This window comes from Corallococcus sp. NCSPR001, from assembly GCF_017309135.1.
In the GTDB taxonomy this organism is placed as follows: Bacteria; Myxococcota; Myxococcia; order Myxococcales; family Myxococcaceae; genus Corallococcus.
Genome location: NZ_JAFIMS010000002.1, coordinates 2,309,947 through 2,325,149 on the forward strand (window position 1 = coordinate 2,309,947; position 15,203 = coordinate 2,325,149).

Genomic DNA, 15,203 nt, shown 5'->3' on the forward strand with positions numbered 1-15,203 from the left:
CTCAATCGCTTCAGCGGATGCCGCAGCCGTGGGCATCGGGCTCTGTGTGCTGGCGGCTCCTGAGATTGCCGTGGGGGCTGTGATCGTGCTTGGCGTGGTGGTGGTCGGCGTCGCAATCAAAGAAGCGCTGGAGGCATACGAATTCCGCCATGCCTACCCCGAGGAATCAGGAGCCTCACGAGGAACGAAGGTGGCATCCCGGGAGGCGGAGGCCCAACGCAAGCCCAAGCTGAAGCCCGAACCCGCAGGGCAAGACTGGCAGCCCCCGGTGCCGCCTGCGCCCGTGGACCAGACGGGACGCGCAAGTTGCGAACCTGTTCCAGTGCCCCACGCGGGCGAGGACGACCCACATAATGAATGTGCCGACAAGTTCCCACCCAACCGCTATCCGGGAATGGATGTGCTCGTTGGCGGTGTGCGCTTCGACGCGTTGCAAGTCGGAGCGCGCAAGCTATGGGAGATCAAGACCCATCAATTCGATACGTACAGTGCTTTTCTCCAACGTCAGGTGATCAGTGAGCAGGTGGCCAGGATGCGGGAAGAGAAGGACATCGCGGAGTCTTGTGGATATGCCTTCGTCGTTGGCGTGAGCAGTGCCGCGCACAAAATAGCGCTGGAACGCGCGGCACCCGAACTGAATATCGTTGTCACGGGGTGCAAGCGGTGACCACTCAAGGCACCCTCGACGTCATCGTCTACGCGTCCGCTCTCGCCGATAAGGACGCTCGGACACTCGCTGTCGTCCACGGGATGGAACGTGGGCTCCCTGGAGTGCGCCTGCAGTGGAGAGTCGCCGACGACGGACTCCTCATCGCATTGCCACAGCGCGACGCGTGGCTCACAGAAGGAACGAAAGACGGGAGATTCCCTCTGGTGTGCAATGGTGATGAGAGCTACCCCGTTACGATTTTTGGGTTGCAGGTTCCCGCGCGCCAATCACCGGGCGGGCTGCCGTTGCTCGACGTCCATGCAGAGTTGCCTCTGGACGAGGCCGTCATCGCGGCAGCAGCGGATGTGCTTGGAGCCGTGGCAGAGGGGGCCCATGCGTTTTGGGGACATGCAACGCCATCGGGTGCAGGTGTCGAGATCGCACGGCAGACACGCGATCCGGTCCGCAAACCAGGAGTTCCTCCCCGAGGTCTGCCAGCACTCAAGCTGCCAGAAAAAATCCACGCGCCTGAGATTCCGCATCGCCTCGGGTGGTTGAACTACTGGTCTGCTCCGGCCGCGCAGGCCATCGGATTCCCGGACCCGAACCGTGACGCCGAGCTGCTTTCACGGGCACGGCGTACGGCGACGGGAGGGTGGGTCGTGCAGCTCACCGACGCACCGCTCGACCTGGACAATCCCGGCCACCTGGACGCGCTCCTGCGGGCCTATGAGCGGTTCCCGGAGATCGGCGGACGTGCAGTGACTTGAGAAGGCCACTCGATGGAGGGCGGCTCGGGCTCCAGGAGGTGCGGGGGCTCCGACTGCCCTTCGTCCCGGAGCCTGAGCGCGCGGTCGATGCGCGCGGCTGCGCTGATGAGGCCGAGGTGGCTGAACGCCTGTGGGAAGTTTCCCAACTGCTCGCGCGTCAGCGGGTGGATCTCCTCCGCCAACAATCCCAGATGGTTCGACGCCTCCGCGTGCGCGACGAAGACGTCCTCGGCCTCTTGGATGCGATTGGCCAACGCCAGCGCCTCCGCCAGCCAGAAGCCGCAGAGGATGAAGCCTCCCTCCGGCCCCGCGACCCCGTCATCCATCCGGTACCGGCGCAGGAACGGGCCCGCGCCCAGCTCCGCGCGCAGCCAGTCGAGCGTCCTCAGGATGAACGGATCCGTCCCCCGGAAGCAGCCCACGATGGGCAACTGCAGCAGCGCGGCGTCTGGCTCATTGCCTCCGTAGACCCCGACGAAGTGCTTGCGCTTCGGATCCACGCCGTTGCGCAGGATGTCCGCCCGGATGACGTCCGCCAGGGCGGCACTGGACTGCTCCAGCGCCGTCTCCCCGAAGAGCCGTGACAGGTGCTGCCCCCGGCGCAGGGCCAGCCATCCCATGAGCTTCGAGTGGACGTTGTGCCGCATCTCCCGGCGCGGCTCCCAGATGCCGTGGTCGGGCTCGCTCCAGCGGCGGGCGGTGGCCTGGATGACGGAACGCAGCAGCCTCCAGGTGCGCAGCGGCAGCCGCCCGCCGGAGCGCTCGTAGAGGTACGCCGCGTCGAGCAGCGCGCCCGCGGTGTCGAACTGGAACTGGTCCCTCGCGTCGTTCCCCAGCCGCACCGGCCGCGAGCCCTGGAAGCCTCCCAGGAGGTCCAGCTCCCGCTCCGGCGGTACGGAGGCGCCGTCCAGCGTGTACATCACCTGAAGCGTGTCTCCGCGCTGCAACGTGTCGCGCATGAAGTAGAAGAATTCGCGCGACTCATGCTGGAAGCCGAGCAGGTTGGTGGCGCGCACCGCCATCGCGGAGTCGCGGACCCAGCTGAAGCGGTAGTCCCAGTTGCGAGGCCCTCCAATCCACTCCGGGAGCGAGGTGGTGGGCGCGGCCACCATCGCGCCCGTGGGGCCGTACATCAGCAGCTTCAGTGCCAGCGCGGAGCGCAGCACGTGGTGCCGCCACGGCCCTTCGTAGTGGAGCTGTTGCGCCCACTCGCGCCAGGCCTGGCGCGTGTCCCGCAGGTGGTCGAAGGGCCGGTACGCGGCCAGCGGCTCCGGCCGGTCGGAATCCCACGACAGAATCATCCAGCGCCGCTCGCCCGGCCCCATCCGGATGCGCGTCTGGAGGCCCGTGTCGCCCCGGCAGGGGTGGCCGCGCATGTCCTCGCAGGGCCGCCACTCCGCCTCCCCGCTGAGCACGGCGACCAGCCGCTCCCCTGCCGACCCGCGGGCGACCAGGCCGTGCTCCTCCCGCTCCACCCGCGTCCGCGACGTCCCGTAACCGAAGCGCGGGTCGAAGACGATGTTCAGCTCCACCGGGCCTTCCAGACACTCGATGCTCCGGTGCACCTCGTGGACGTTGGAGCGCGGGTCGTTGGTCCACGGCATGTAATCGATGATGCGGATGGCCCCCTTACGCTCGAAGCGGAACAGCGTCTCCAGGACGTTGGTGTCCGGGTCGTAGCGCTGCAGGCTCTCGAAGGGCCACACGACGGGGGTGATGCCGGTGATGCCACCCTTCGCGTCATCGAGGATGCCCGCGAAGACGCTCGGGCTGTCGAAGCGGGGGAAGCAGAGCCAGTCGATGACGCCATCCGGCCGGACGAGCGCGCAGGAACTCCCATCGCCAATCACCCCACGGGCGGCCAGGGAGATCTCCCGGTAGGACGCCGGGTTGGTGAACCGGAAGGGGCGGGCCATCCGCTTGGCGGCGCTGTAGAGGTCCATGGGCAGGCGTGTCGCGGGGCAGGAGCGCGACCTCCCGCCCTCAAAGTAGCGACCCCCGCGAGACGACCGCACCCGGCGACCCACCCACGCAGGGTGCCCTCGCTCCGCCGTGAGCGCGGACTCGGGGCCGTGCCTACTCCCCGCCGTTCCGGACGGTGGGGGCCCGCAGCGGCGCGATGAAGCCCGAGTAGGCCATCCGGTTCGGTGAGCAGCGCCCGGGGTTGGTCACCTTGTCCGGTGTGGCGTTGCCCGTCATGGCGGCGCTGACCTCCTGCGGCGCGGAGGAGGGATGGGCCTCCAGGAAGAGCGCGACGATGCCGGTGACATGGGGTGCGGCCATGGACGTGCCGCTCAGCGTTCGGGTCGCCGTGTCATCGCTGGCCCAGGCCGAGAAGATCTCCTCGCCGGGCGCGAAGACGTCCACGCAGTCGCCATGGTTGGAGAAGGACGCCCGCCGGTCCACGGTGGTGGTGGCCCCCACGGTAATGGCCTCGGCGGTGCGCGCGGGGGAGCGCTTGCACGCGTCCTGGTTCTCATTGCCCGCCGCCAGCACATACGTCACGCCCAACGTGATGGAGCGGCGCACGGCATCGTCGAGCGCCGCGTCCTCCCCTCCGCCCAGGCTCATGTTGGCCACCGCCGGGGACTGGTGGTGTTCGGTCACCCAGTCCACGCCCGCCAGCACGCCCGCCGTCGTCCCCGAGCCTGCGCAGTCCAGCACGCGCACGGCGTGCAGCGACGCGCTCTTGGCGATGCCATACAGGGTGCCGCCCACCGTGGCGGACACGTGGGTGCCATGGCCGTTGCAGTCCACGCCGTTGCGACCGTCGCCGACGGCATCGAAGGCGATGTCCGCCCGCCCGGCGAACTCCTGGTGCGTGGGGCGCAGGCCCGTGTCGAGGACGTACACGTGCACGCCCCGGCCCTGCGTCTGGTACTGGTAGAGCTGATTGAGCGGCAGGTCGCGCTGGTCGATGCGGTCAATCCCCCACGTCGCATCGGGCTGACTCTCGTCGAGCGTCACCACGCCATTCTGCTGCACGTACGCCACCTCGGGCGCGGCGGACATGGCGCGGGCCTGCTTCTCGCTCATGCGCGCGGCGAAGCCCCGCAGCGCGTGCGTGTACACGTGGAAGGTCTTGCCGCCGAAGCGCTCGGTCAGGCGCCGCGCGACCACCACCGGCGCCTGCGCGGCATTCCCTTCCTGGGGTTCATTGAGCACGACGACGTATTCACCGGAGACCGGCTTCGCGACCGTGAGGAACTTCTCACGCACCGGGGTCTGCACGGACGCGGTGCCACGGCAGGGCGTGTCATCGGGCGGCGGCGGTATGGGATTGCCCGTGCTCTGGCACGCTGGCAGCAGGAACAGCACGCAGGCGGACGCGACGGTCCGCGACAGGAGCTTCAGCGACATGGGTCCCCCCGGGGGTGACACTTCCCAGGGAAATAACGCATGCCGAATCAAAGCAGTTGCTGCCCCGCGGGGCCGCGAAACGTCCGTTCAAGGGCTCAGAGCAGCCCGTCCAGGATGAGCCCACGGCGCTGGGAGTCCTGCATCTGCGCGCCGTCGTGGGCCACCACCAGGTGCAGCTCGGGCGCGGTGCGCTGCAGGTCGTGCAGCCACCGCAGTTGGTGTGCCATCGCCTGTGCATCCTCGCCGCCCAGCCAATTGGTGAGTCGCGGGTGCATCCTCGGGAGCCGGATGTTGTCCTGGTGCCAGGCCACATCGCCGACGAGCAGGAACTCGCGCCCATCGACGAGCCGCACGTACACCAGCTGGGTGCCGGGCGTGTGGCCCGGGGCCTTGATGAGGACCACGCCGGGACGCAGCAGGTACATTCGCTCGTACTGGAGCGGAGTGAGTTTCGCGCGCAGCTCCGGGGTGAAGCCGGCTTCCTTCGCGAGCGGGCTTCGCAGTTGTTCGTCCGTGAGGTGGACCTTGCTCGCCACCTCGTCCAGGTATGGCGAATGCGCGATGCCCGCGCAGTGGTCGAAGTGCTCGTGGGTGACGACCGTCGCATCCGCGCGGCGCAGCGCCTCCTGGACGCGGGTGTAGGACGCGGCGTCGAACTCCGAGCCGGGGAACTGGTCCTGCTGCGTCTTCTCGTCGCTCACGACGTCCACCATCACCGTGCGGCCGTCGGCATAGACGACCTGGTACGCGTAGAAGTCGAAGGTGGCCTCTGCGAATCCGCTGCCGGCCACCACGAGCGCGTGGGGCACTCCGGAGGCCCGGCTCACGTGCTGGCTGCGCAATGCGGTGGGGAGCGGCGCGCCGGTGGAGACGGCCAGGGCCCGGATGGCGCCCAGGTCGGCGTCGAAGCGCGAGGTCTCCGGGACGTTCACGTCGCTCAGTCCCACGGCCGCGACGACGACCAGCACCAGCAACAGGGCCGCGACAACCAGGCCCACGCGACGCCACAGGGTTCTCTTCATGGCCGGCATCTTGCCGACTCCGGCCGTCGCCCTGCGTGAAATTCCGGCGGTGTGCGCGCCTGCTCGCGGAAGCTTCTTCCAGGGACCCTGAATGCGCCATCCCCCGGGAGAGGTAAAGACAGCCAACGTTCATCTGGACATCCTGCGCCCCGAACACGGACCTCTTTGGGGGCGTCACACAGGCATGAAGATTCATCGGATTTTGGCAGTGGTCGCGGGACTGTTCCTGGCGGGTTGCGGCGGCGGTGACGACCCGGGGGAGGACAACACGCCTCCGGTGACGTGCTCCGCGGCGAACTGCACGGGCTGCTGTTTCAACAACGTCTGCCAGACCGGAAACACCGCTTCCGCGTGTGGCAAGGCCGGGGCCGCGTGCAAGGCGTGCGACGCGGCCCAGGTCTGCAAGACAGAACAGACGTGTGGAGCGGATCCGGCGGGTGTCTGGTTCGTCCAGCCCACGTCCGCTCAAATCACGGCCAGCAACAATGGCACGGCCTGGGATGCGGATGGCTCCGCGCCAGATGTCTTCGTGGAGATGCAATGCCCGGGGGCGACGGTGACCTCCGTCACACCGGAAGTGGAGAGCTATACGCCCGCGTGGACTTCGGGTGGTTGTACCGCCACGGCGGGTCGCCTGCTCGCGGAGCCCTGGGCCTTCCGTGTCTGGGACAGTGATCTCAGCGTCAACGACACCATCACCGGTGTCCTCCTGTATCAGTTCAAGGAAGAGGACCTCACCGCGGGCCGTGTCACGCTCCAACCTTCGGGAGGAATGATGTCCATCACCCTCGGCGTGCGGAAGCAACCGTAGGGGCGCGAACCGAAACATGCCCGGGGCCACCGTCGATGTCGCCGTGGAAGACATCCCTCGGGCCGGAGCCCTGACTGAGGCCGTCAGGGCTCCGGCGCTTCTTTCCGGCACTTCAGCGGCTACGGGCTGACCATGGCGGTGAGCACGCTGGGGCGGCCTCGGGGCAGCGAGCGCTTGCGCGGGCTCGTCGCGAGGCACGAGCCGGCCGGACGTTGACGAGGGATGCCATCCTGAAGCTCGTCGCGAAGCACATGAAGGACTATAGAATCCCAATGAACTTCGCCTCCTGGAGGGGTCCATGACTGCCCGGCATCCGTGGGATGGCGACGTGAGAGCCCGCTTGTACGAACGGGTACGCAAGCGTGGATACGAGTCGCTCACCGCCTTTGCTGCGGCGCGCCCTGCCGTTCCATTGCATGGACTGGCCGACGAGCTTGGTGAAGATGATGTCGCCGCGGTGCAGGTGTTCAGCGGCCTGCTCGCCGAGGCAGAGCAGCGCAGGCGAGTCACACGCCTTGTGCGCGATGTGCTCGTGCGCGAGCTGTCCGACGAGTTCCCCAAGGGCTGGCCGACCGTAATGAACGATAAAGCTCGTATGGACATTGCCATCGCGCTCGGTCGATGGAGTGGCTACACGCCGGAAACCCATCAGGGGCGCGTGGAGCAGGCCAGCAATGCGCTCCTTGCCAGTCCGCCGCCGCCCGGTTGGCGTCCACTTGGTCCTGACGACGAACTGCTCCAGTCGCTTCTTCCCGACGAGGAAGCCTGATGACGGGCCGACGGGCACGACCGTCGTCGCGTCCCGGATGTGGCCGTCGCGGACCATGGCCTGTCTCGTCTTGCTCGAACTTGGGCGCTACCATCGCCCGCCATGGATTCCCCTTCCGACCCGTTGTCCACTGTCAATTCGCCGGTTCCCACATCGAAGCCACGCGTGTGGACGGTCCTGGTTGCGTTCGCGCTCCTGGCGACGGCAATCGTCGTCGGAGGTGTCATTGCCGCCAGCATCGCGATGGCGATGGAGATGTTCCGCACGGGAGTGAAACCCCAGGACACGGCAGCCATCCAGGCCCTCACGGAGGGACTCAGGTCGATGCCCTGGCTGATGGTCGCGGCCGTGATGACGTCCAGCCTCTTGGCGCTGGTCGCCGCGCTCATGGGCGGGTTCTTGTCTCCCACGCCGTTGATGCAGCGGCTGCGCCTGGGCGCGGGAACACCGTTCCCGGCATGGGCCTGGGTGGCCGCGCTGGTGGGCTGCTTCACGATGGGACAGGCGATGGAGAGCCTGTCGGTGCTCGTGGGTGTATGGAATTACGGGGCGTCGCTCAAGGGATTGCAGACCGCGAGCCAGGGCTCTGTCGCGACCTTCGCGGCGTTTCTGTTCTTTGGCGCGCTGGTCGCGGGCACGGCGGAGGAGCTCTTCTTCCGCGGCTATGTGCAGACGCGACTCGTGGAACGCTGGGGACGCACCGCGGGAATCGTGGGAGCCGCGACGCTCTTTGGCATCCTGCACTTCGACCCCATCCACAGTCCCATGGCCCTGCTGATGGGCCTGTTCCTGGGCTGGCTCGCGGAGCGCACGGGGAGCCTGCGGCTGCCCATCTTCGTCCATGTCTTCAACAACCTGACCTCGTTCCTGCTGACCCGCTATGCGCCCTCCACCACGGGGCTGCCGACGTCCGTTCACGTGACGTTGCTGGCGGCGTGCTCGCTGGCGTTCGTGGGAGTTTTGATGGCGCTTCGGCGGGTGGGGGCCCGGCCGTCAGAGCCCGTGCTCGCAGGGCCCTGAACGCAGCTCAAGGCCCCACGGCACCACGAGCTTCGCCCGCCGCATCCGGCAGCTCCGCCGCGAGCTTCGCCCTCAGCGTGGCCACGATGTCCGGATGGTCTCCCGCCACGTCACGCACCTCCGACGGATCCGACACCGTGTCGAAGAGCTGCACGCGCACCCCATCCGGAGTGGGCAGCTCCAACAACTTCCACCGGCCCAGATAGAGCCCCCGGTGCCGCGCCCGGCGGACCGGGCCCTCCCACTCCGGCTTGAGCGCGATCTCCCCCGTATCGCCCTCCACCATCGCGATCTCATAAAGCCACGGATACGGCATGCGCACTGTCTGGTATGCCTGCCCGTCGCGGTCGCTGAACCACACATCCGTCTCAATCAGCGCGGGCACATCCGGCAGTGCCCTGGGCTCCGGCCCCGGCCGCGCGAGCGGCGCCAACGAGCGCCCCCGGAACGACTCCGGCGCGGGCACGCCCAGCAAATCCAACACCGTCGGCGCCACATCCAGCGACCGCGCCCGCTGCGTCACCTGCCGCCCCGAAGCCACCTGCCCGGGCAGCCGCACCACGAATGGAATCCGCAGCCCCGCACTGCCCCACAAGTGGTCGCCGTGGCCCTGGCCCAGCCCCTCGTCCTCCAGGTGCTCACCGTGGTCCGACACCAGCACCACCAGCGTGTCCTCCCACCGGCCCCGCCGCTCCAGGTCCTCGCGCACGTTCCCCACCAGCCCATCAAAAGTGCGCACCCCCGCGTCGTAGTTCGCTCCCAGCGCCGCGACGTCCTCCGGCGTTGCCCCGGGCGCATCCGGATCCACCTCCATCCGAGGCGTCGCTCCGAACCGCCACGGCCCGCGATACCCACGCTCCACGTACTTGCCCTCCAGCGGCCACGGCGCGGCGTAGGGGAAGTGCGTGGACGACGCGAACACCACCAGTGCGAACGGCGCGTCCCGCGGCATCCCGTCCAGCACCTGCCGCACCCGCGTGCGCAGCGGGGCAGGGTCCGTCAGCTCCGGGAACTCGCCCCGTTCCTTGAACAGCTCCGGCGCCAGCGCCGTCCACGGGAGCAGCGCCACGTGGGTGATCAACATCCGCTGCCGCACCAGGTCCGGGAAGCGGAAGTCCGGCGCAGACACCTTATGGAAGCCATACGGGAACCGCGAGAAGTGGTCCCCCGCGTAGTCCGCCACCACCGCCGTGCGATACCCCTGCGCCTCCAGCGCGGTCGCCAGCGTGGTGAGCTTCGTCTCACGCGCCTCGCGCCCCACCAGCGTGTGCACCACCGGGTGCTCGCCCGCGTACTGCGACGTCAGCAGCGTCGTCCACGACGGCGCCGTGCGCGGCACCTGCACCACCGTGTCGTCGAAGCGCGTGCCCTCCGCCATCAACCGGTCGATGTTCGGCGACGTGGACCGTGAATAGCCATTGCCCGACAGGTGGTCCGGCCTGAGCCCGTCCGACGCCAGGATGAGCAGGTTCGGCTTCGTGTGCCCGCCGGACTCCGCCCCAGGGCCCTCCAGCGTCAGCCCCAGCCCCGTGAAGCCCGCCACCGCCGCCGCGGCCGTCACGCCGCCCAGCACGCCGCGCCAGCGGGGTGACTCCGCGAGCCCCCGTCCCACCACCGCCAGCACGCTCAACACCGGCAGCACCAGCGCCGCCATGACCCAACCCGAGGGCTGCGTGCCGCTCAACCCCCGCAGCACCGCGGCCGTCACCTCCGAGCGCTCGTACAACGTCGCCGCGTACAGGTGCGGATGCCGCGCCATGTCCGCCGCCACCAGGAAGCCCTCCACCACCAGGCACCCCAGGCCGCTCAGCCAGAACACCGCGCGCCGGCTCCGCTCCGCCGCCCACAGCCCGGCCCCCAGCAGCGCCCCGAGCAACAGCCCCACCACGCAGTACGCGCCAATGAGCCGCGCCACCTGCCAAAGCACCACGCTGCGCCACTCGTTCCAGACGTACTCCGTGACGACGCCGCTCTCGTTCCCCTGGTAACCCAGTTGCATGTTCAGCAGGGCACAGAGCGTGTAGAGCACCAGGAAGACGAGCAGGCCTGCCCGGCAGCCCAGCAGGAGGGCGCGAGCGAGCGTCGGCGGTGTACGGGCGAAGGCGGGCATCCTGGGGCAGCGTGGTCACGAATCCCACGGTGGCCACCCCATGCCCGGAGGGAGTGCCCACGCCCGGACGGACGGGGGGCCGGAATTCCGCTCCGGGTGTCTCCCAGGCCGGTTTTAAGGGCCCCGCACGCGCCCGTCCCGGTTCTTTCCTCCGGCCCCGTCACTGGACTGGCGAGCAGGGGTTGCGGGCTCTAGTGTTCAGGCGCCTCTTTCTTCACCGGGAGCCGGAACGCCCATGTCCTTTACCCACCTTCACCTCCACACCCTCTATTCGCTGCTGGATGGGGCCATCCGGATGAAGGACCTCATCAAGACGGTGAAGGAGAAGGGCATGTCCAGCGTGGCCGTGACGGACCACGGCAACATGTTCGGCACCATCGACTTCTACAAGAAGGCGAAGGACGCCGGCATCAAGCCCATCCTCGGCCTGGAGGCCTACGTCGCCGGCCCCAAGGGGCGCGAGGACCGTTCGGAGAAGGTGGCCCACCACCTCATCCTCCTGGCCAAGAACGCGGAGGGCTACGCGAACCTGCGCTACCTGTCCTCCACCGCGTACATGAACGGGTTCTACTACCACCCGCGCATCGACAAGCAGGTGCTCGCGGAGCACAGCAAAGGCCTCGTCGGCCTCACCGCGTGCCTGGGCGGTGAAGTCACCAGCGCGTGCTTCCGCGGCGACATGGACCACGCCCGCCGCGTGGCCGCCGAATACAAGGGCATCTTCGAGCCGGACAGCTTCTACCTGGAGGTCCAGTCCAACGGCATGGTCGAGCAGGACAAGGCCAACGAGAACCTGAAGCAGCTGTCTCGTGACCTGGACATCCCGCTCGTCGCCACCGCGGACGCGCACTACATCAAGCGAGAGGACGCCAAGGCGCACGAACTGCTCATGTGCATCGCCAGCGGCAAGACGCTCGCGGACAACAAGCGCCTGCGCCACTCCACCGACAAGCTCTACGTCACGAGCCCGGAGGAGATGCTCGGCTTCTTCGCCGACTCGCCGGAGGCCGTGCACAACTCCATGCGCATCGCGGAGATGTGCAACGTGGAGCTGAAGCTGGGCAAGCCCATGCTCCCCACGTTCAAGGTGCCGGACGGCCACACCCCGGACACCTTCATGTCGGAGCTGGCCTACGAGGGCCTGCGCCAGCGCTTCAAGGAGCTGGAGGGCCAGTACCCCATCGACCGCGAGCAGTACCAAGCGCGCCTCACGCTGGAGCTGGGCGTCATCCAGCGCATGGGCTTCTCCGGCTACTTCCTCATCGTCCAGGACTTCATCAACTGGGCCAAGGACCACAACATCCCGGTGGGCCCGGGCCGTGGCTCCGGCGCAGGGTCGCTGGTGGCCTACGCGCTGCGCATCACTGACCTGGACCCCATCCCGTACAACCTCCTCTTCGAGCGCTTCCTCAACCCGGAGCGCGTGTCGATGCCGGACTTCGATATCGACTTCTGCCAGGACCGGCGCGACGAGGTCATCAAGTACGTGGGCCGCAAGTACGGCGAGATGAACGTGGGGCAGATCATCACGTTCGGCTCGCTCAAGGCCAAGAGCGTGCTGCGCGACGTGTGCCGCGTCTTCGGCCTGCCCTTCAGCGAAGGCGACCGCATCGCCAAGCTGGTGCCCGAGGTCCTCAACATCACCTTGAAGGAGGCCATCGAGATGGAGCCTCGCCTCAAGGAGATGATCGAAAAGCCCCAGAACATCGGTGAGGTGGAGGGCAACCCCGTCACCACCAAGGACGTGCTCGAAATCGCGCTCGCGCTGGAGGGCCTGCACCGCCAGCCCGGCATGCACGCCGCGGGCGTGGTCATCGCGGACAAGCCGCTCTGGGAGTTCGTGCCCGTCTACCAGCCGCCCGGCGAAAAGATCCTCATCACCCAGTTCGCCAAGGACGAGGTGGAGGCCGCGGGCCTGGTGAAGTTCGACTTCCTCGGCCTGAAGACGCTCACGGTCATCCAGCACGCGCTGGACCTGGTGAACCGCAACCACGGCAAGGACATCAAGCGGCACGAGATTCCGCTGGATGACGAGGCCATGTGGAAGCTGATGGCGGAGGGCGACACCGCCGGCGTCTTCCAGATGGAGTCCAGCGGCTTCACCGAAATGGTGATGAAGCTCAAGCCGACCTGCTTCGAAGACGTCATCGCCGCGGGCGCGCTCTACCGCCCGGGTCCGCTGGACTCCGGCATGGTGGACGTCTTCATCAACCGCAAGCACGGCCGGGAGAAGGTGGCCTACCCGCACCCCAACCTGGAGCCGGTGCTCAAGGACACCTACGGCGTCATCGTCTACCAGGAACAGGTGATGCAGATCTCCCAGGTGCTGGGAGGCTACACCCTGGGCCGCGCCGACCTTCTTCGCCGCGCCATGGGCAAGAAGAAGGCGGAGGTCATGCAGGCCGAGCGCGCCGGCTTCCTGGAGGGCTGCAAGACCAACAACGTGGACCTGAAGGTCGCGGGCGAAATCTTCGACCTGATGGAGAAGTTCGCCGAGTACGGCTTCAACAAGAGCCACTCCGCGGCGTACGGCCTGGTCACCATCCACACGGCGTGGCTCAAGGCCCACTACCCGTGTGAATTCATGGCCGCCCTTCTCACCAGCGAGAAGGACAACACCGACAAGGTGGTGAAGCACATCGGCGAGGCCCGCGAGTCGGGCACGCAGGTGCTGCCCCCGGACGTGAACCAGTCCGACATGGCCTTCGGCGCGGTGGAGGGGAAGATCCGCTTCGGCCTGGGTGCCATCAAGGGCGTGGGCGAGGGCGCCATCGAGTCCATCCTGGAGGCGCGCAAGGAGGGCCCCTTCAAGAGCCTCTTCGACTTCTGCGAGCGCGTGGACGGCCGCCGCGTCAACCGCAAGGTGCTGGAAGCCCTGGTGAAGGCCGGCGCCTTCGACTTCGAGAAGCGCCCCCGCGCGCAGCTCTTCGACACCATCGAGCGCGCGATGAACCGCGGCTCCGCCAGCCAGAAGGACAAGGCCGCCGGCCAGAGCTCGCTGTTCGGCATGCTCGCGGGCCCCGCGTCCTCCGGCACCGGCCTCAAGGACGACTACGCGGCGGTGGAGGAGTGGCCGGAGAAGGAGCGCCTGGCCTTCGAGAAGGAGGCCATCGGCTTCTACGTGTCCGGCCACCCGCTGTACCAGTACGAGAAGGAGCTCAAGCGCTACGCGCGGCCCATTACCGCCGTGCAGCGCGCGCGCCGCGACGAGAAGCTCACCGTGGCGGGCATCATCACCGTGCTGCGCGAGCGCCCCACCAAGACGGGCAAGCGCATGGCGTGGGTCACCATCGAAGACCTGTCCGGCTCCACGGAGCTGGTGTGCTTCCCGGGCAAGGACGGCACGCGCAACGTGATGGGCAAGGACGGCAAGTGGTCCAAGCAGGGCCCCAAGCCGGGATACGAGCACTGGGAGCACCTGCTCAAGTCGGACGACCCCATCCTCGTCACCGGCACCGTGCAGATTTCCCAGCGCGACGAGAACACGCCCACCGCGGAGCTCATCGTCGAGGACATCCAGAGCCTCAAGGCCGTGCGTGAGAAGCGCACCAAGCGCCTGGAGCTGCGGCTGCCCGCGGAGATCGTCACCGAGGAGCGGCTGGCCAAGCTCAACGAGCTGGCGAAGAAGTACGCGGGCGCGACCCCGGTGGCGGTGAGCGTGCTGTTCCCCGGGGAGGCGGAGGCGCACATCTCCGGCACCACCCTCAAGGTGCAGGTGAACGACGATTTGCTCCTCGCGGTGGACCGCCTCTTCGGGCAGAAGGTCGTGGAGTTCGGCTGATTTCGAAAGGAAGCGACTCCATGGCGGACAGCGTGTTCAAGGACGGGCTGCTCAAGGGCAAGACGGCGTTTGTCTCCGGCGGCAGCAGCGGCATCAACCTCGGCATCGCCACCGCGTTCGTGCAGGCGGGCGCGAAGGTGGCCATCAACGGCCGCAACGTGGAGAAGCTGGAGGGCGCGGTGAAGGGCCTCCAGGCCCACGGCACCGCCATGGGCGTGGCCGCGGACGTGCGCGACTACGCCTCCGTGGAGAAGGCGCTCCAGCAGGTGAAGGACGCGTACGGGGAGATCGACATCCTGGTGTGCGGCGCGGCCGGCAACTTCCCCGCGCCCGCGCTGGGCATGTCCTCCAACGGCTTCAAGGCGGTGATGGACATCGACGTGCTGGGCACCTTCAACGTGTCCCGCGCCGCCTTCGAGCACCTGCGCAAGCCGGGCGCAGCCGTCATCAACATCTCCGCGCCCCAGGCCTACCTGCCCATGGCCATGCAGGCCCACGTGTGCGCCGCCAAGGCCGGCGTGGACATGCTCACCCGCGTGCTCGCCATCGAGTGGGGCGGCACGGGCGTGCGCGTCAACGCCATCACCCCGGGCCCCATCGAAGGCACGGAGGGCATGAGCCGCCTGGCCCCGTCGGAGGGCGCCCGGCAGAAGCTCGCGGAGGCCCTGCCGCTCCAGCGCTTCGGAAAGCCGGACGACATCGCCCGGCTGGCCCTGTTCCTGTCTTCGGACGCAGCGTCGTACATCACCGGCGCCATCATGGTCTGCGACGGTGGCCAGTCGCTCCTGGGCGGTGCCGCGGTGCTCCAGGCCATCAACGGCTGATTGCAGTGGATGTGCGGTGTCCCGGCCCTGCGTCGCGGTGGCCGGGGGATGTCTGCTAGAAGGCATTGCAACCCCGCGTGTTGCGCA

The 15,203-nt window shown here is 68.1% G+C and carries 11 protein-coding genes; 7 read left to right on the forward strand and 4 right to left on the reverse strand.

The window, feature by feature from the left end; translation table 11 throughout:
* Nucleotides 1-28 precede the first annotated feature (28 nt).
* Entirely contained in the window at nucleotides 29-667 is a 639-nt protein-coding gene (locus JYJ93_RS11605; RefSeq protein WP_330166750.1) for a DUF6310 domain-containing protein, read from the forward strand.
* Nucleotides 664-1,419: a DUF5953 family protein gene (locus JYJ93_RS11610; protein ID WP_206789607.1), complete on the forward strand. Its 756-nt coding sequence runs from the start codon at nucleotides 664-666 to the stop codon at nucleotides 1,417-1,419. The genes JYJ93_RS11605 and JYJ93_RS11610 overlap by 4 nt, the downstream gene beginning before the upstream one ends.
* Here the strand turns inward: JYJ93_RS11610 and JYJ93_RS11615 are convergent.
* The 3 genes from JYJ93_RS11615 to JYJ93_RS11625 form a co-directional block, all read right to left on the reverse strand.
* Entirely contained in the window at nucleotides 1,377-3,362 is a 1,986-nt protein-coding gene (locus JYJ93_RS11615) for a glycoside hydrolase family 15 protein (protein WP_206789609.1), read from the reverse strand. The two genes, JYJ93_RS11610 and JYJ93_RS11615, sit on opposite strands and share 43 nt — an antisense overlap.
* A gap of 133 nt (nucleotides 3,363-3,495) precedes the next feature.
* Complete coding sequence (locus JYJ93_RS11620) at nucleotides 3,496-4,779, reverse strand: S8 family peptidase (protein WP_242543773.1); 1,284 nt, start codon at nucleotides 4,777-4,779, stop codon at nucleotides 3,496-3,498.
* A gap of 95 nt (nucleotides 4,780-4,874) precedes the next feature.
* Entirely contained in the window at nucleotides 4,875-5,801 is a 927-nt protein-coding gene (locus JYJ93_RS11625) for an MBL fold metallo-hydrolase (RefSeq protein ID WP_206789619.1), read from the reverse strand.
* Nucleotides 5,802-5,985: 184 nt separating this feature from the next.
* Here JYJ93_RS11625 and JYJ93_RS11630 point away from each other — a divergent pair, with 184 nt between their 5' ends.
* From JYJ93_RS11630 to JYJ93_RS40785, 3 genes are all read left to right on the forward strand, one after another.
* Nucleotides 5,986-6,612, forward strand: coding sequence for a hypothetical protein (locus JYJ93_RS11630; protein WP_206789622.1), 627 nt, complete (start codon nucleotides 5,986-5,988; stop codon nucleotides 6,610-6,612).
* Nucleotides 6,613-6,910: 298 nt separating this feature from the next.
* Nucleotides 6,911-7,381: an NUDIX hydrolase gene (locus JYJ93_RS11635; RefSeq protein WP_206789625.1), complete on the forward strand. Its 471-nt coding sequence runs from the start codon at nucleotides 6,911-6,913 to the stop codon at nucleotides 7,379-7,381.
* Between the two features lie 165 nt (nucleotides 7,382-7,546).
* Complete coding sequence (locus tag JYJ93_RS40785) at nucleotides 7,547-8,401, forward strand: CPBP family intramembrane glutamic endopeptidase (protein ID WP_206789627.1); 855 nt, start codon at nucleotides 7,547-7,549, stop codon at nucleotides 8,399-8,401.
* A gap of 7 nt (nucleotides 8,402-8,408) precedes the next feature.
* Here JYJ93_RS40785 and JYJ93_RS11645 read toward each other — a convergent pair whose 3' ends face one another.
* The gene (locus JYJ93_RS11645) at nucleotides 8,409-10,511 is read right to left on the reverse strand and encodes a sulfatase (RefSeq protein ID WP_206789629.1); all 2,103 of its coding nucleotides are present in this window, start codon (nucleotides 10,509-10,511) and stop codon (nucleotides 8,409-8,411) included.
* A 235-nt stretch (nucleotides 10,512-10,746) separates the two neighbouring features.
* On the opposite strand from JYJ93_RS11645, the gene dnaE reads away from it, so the two are divergent.
* Together dnaE and JYJ93_RS11655 are read left to right on the forward strand one after the other, a co-directional pair.
* Nucleotides 10,747-14,292 carry a DNA polymerase III subunit alpha gene (dnaE, locus tag JYJ93_RS11650; RefSeq protein ID WP_206789631.1) on the forward strand — a complete coding sequence of 1,182 codons (3,546 nt, stop codon included), beginning with the start codon at nucleotides 10,747-10,749 and terminating at the stop codon, nucleotides 14,290-14,292.
* Between the two features lie 20 nt (nucleotides 14,293-14,312).
* Nucleotides 14,313-15,116 (forward strand): SDR family oxidoreductase, encoded by an 804-nt coding sequence (locus JYJ93_RS11655; RefSeq protein WP_206789633.1) that lies wholly within the window; start codon nucleotides 14,313-14,315, stop codon nucleotides 15,114-15,116.
* Nucleotides 15,117-15,203 lie beyond the last annotated feature (87 nt).

What these genes read in the sequence shown, in the direction of transcription:
- JYJ93_RS11645 (WP_206789629.1), bottom strand. Translation starts at nt 10,511, where the DNA reads ATGCCCGCCTTCGCCCGTACACCGCCGACGCTCGCTCGCGCCCTCCTG.
- JYJ93_RS11630 (WP_206789622.1), top strand. Translation starts at nt 5,986, where the DNA reads ATGAAGATTCATCGGATTTTGGCAGTGGTCGCGGGACTGTTCCTGGCG.
- JYJ93_RS11655 (WP_206789633.1), top strand. Translation starts at nt 14,313, where the DNA reads ATGGCGGACAGCGTGTTCAAGGACGGGCTGCTCAAGGGCAAGACGGCG.
- JYJ93_RS11625 (WP_206789619.1), bottom strand. Translation starts at nt 5,801, where the DNA reads ATGAAGAGAACCCTGTGGCGTCGCGTGGGCCTGGTTGTCGCGGCCCTG.
- JYJ93_RS11615 (WP_206789609.1), bottom strand. Translation starts at nt 3,362, where the DNA reads ATGGACCTCTACAGCGCCGCCAAGCGGATGGCCCGCCCCTTCCGGTTC.
- dnaE (WP_206789631.1), top strand. Translation starts at nt 10,747, where the DNA reads ATGTCCTTTACCCACCTTCACCTCCACACCCTCTATTCGCTGCTGGAT.
- JYJ93_RS11635 (WP_206789625.1), top strand. Translation starts at nt 6,911, where the DNA reads ATGACTGCCCGGCATCCGTGGGATGGCGACGTGAGAGCCCGCTTGTAC.
- JYJ93_RS11620 (WP_242543773.1), bottom strand. Translation starts at nt 4,779, where the DNA reads ATGTCGCTGAAGCTCCTGTCGCGGACCGTCGCGTCCGCCTGCGTGCTG.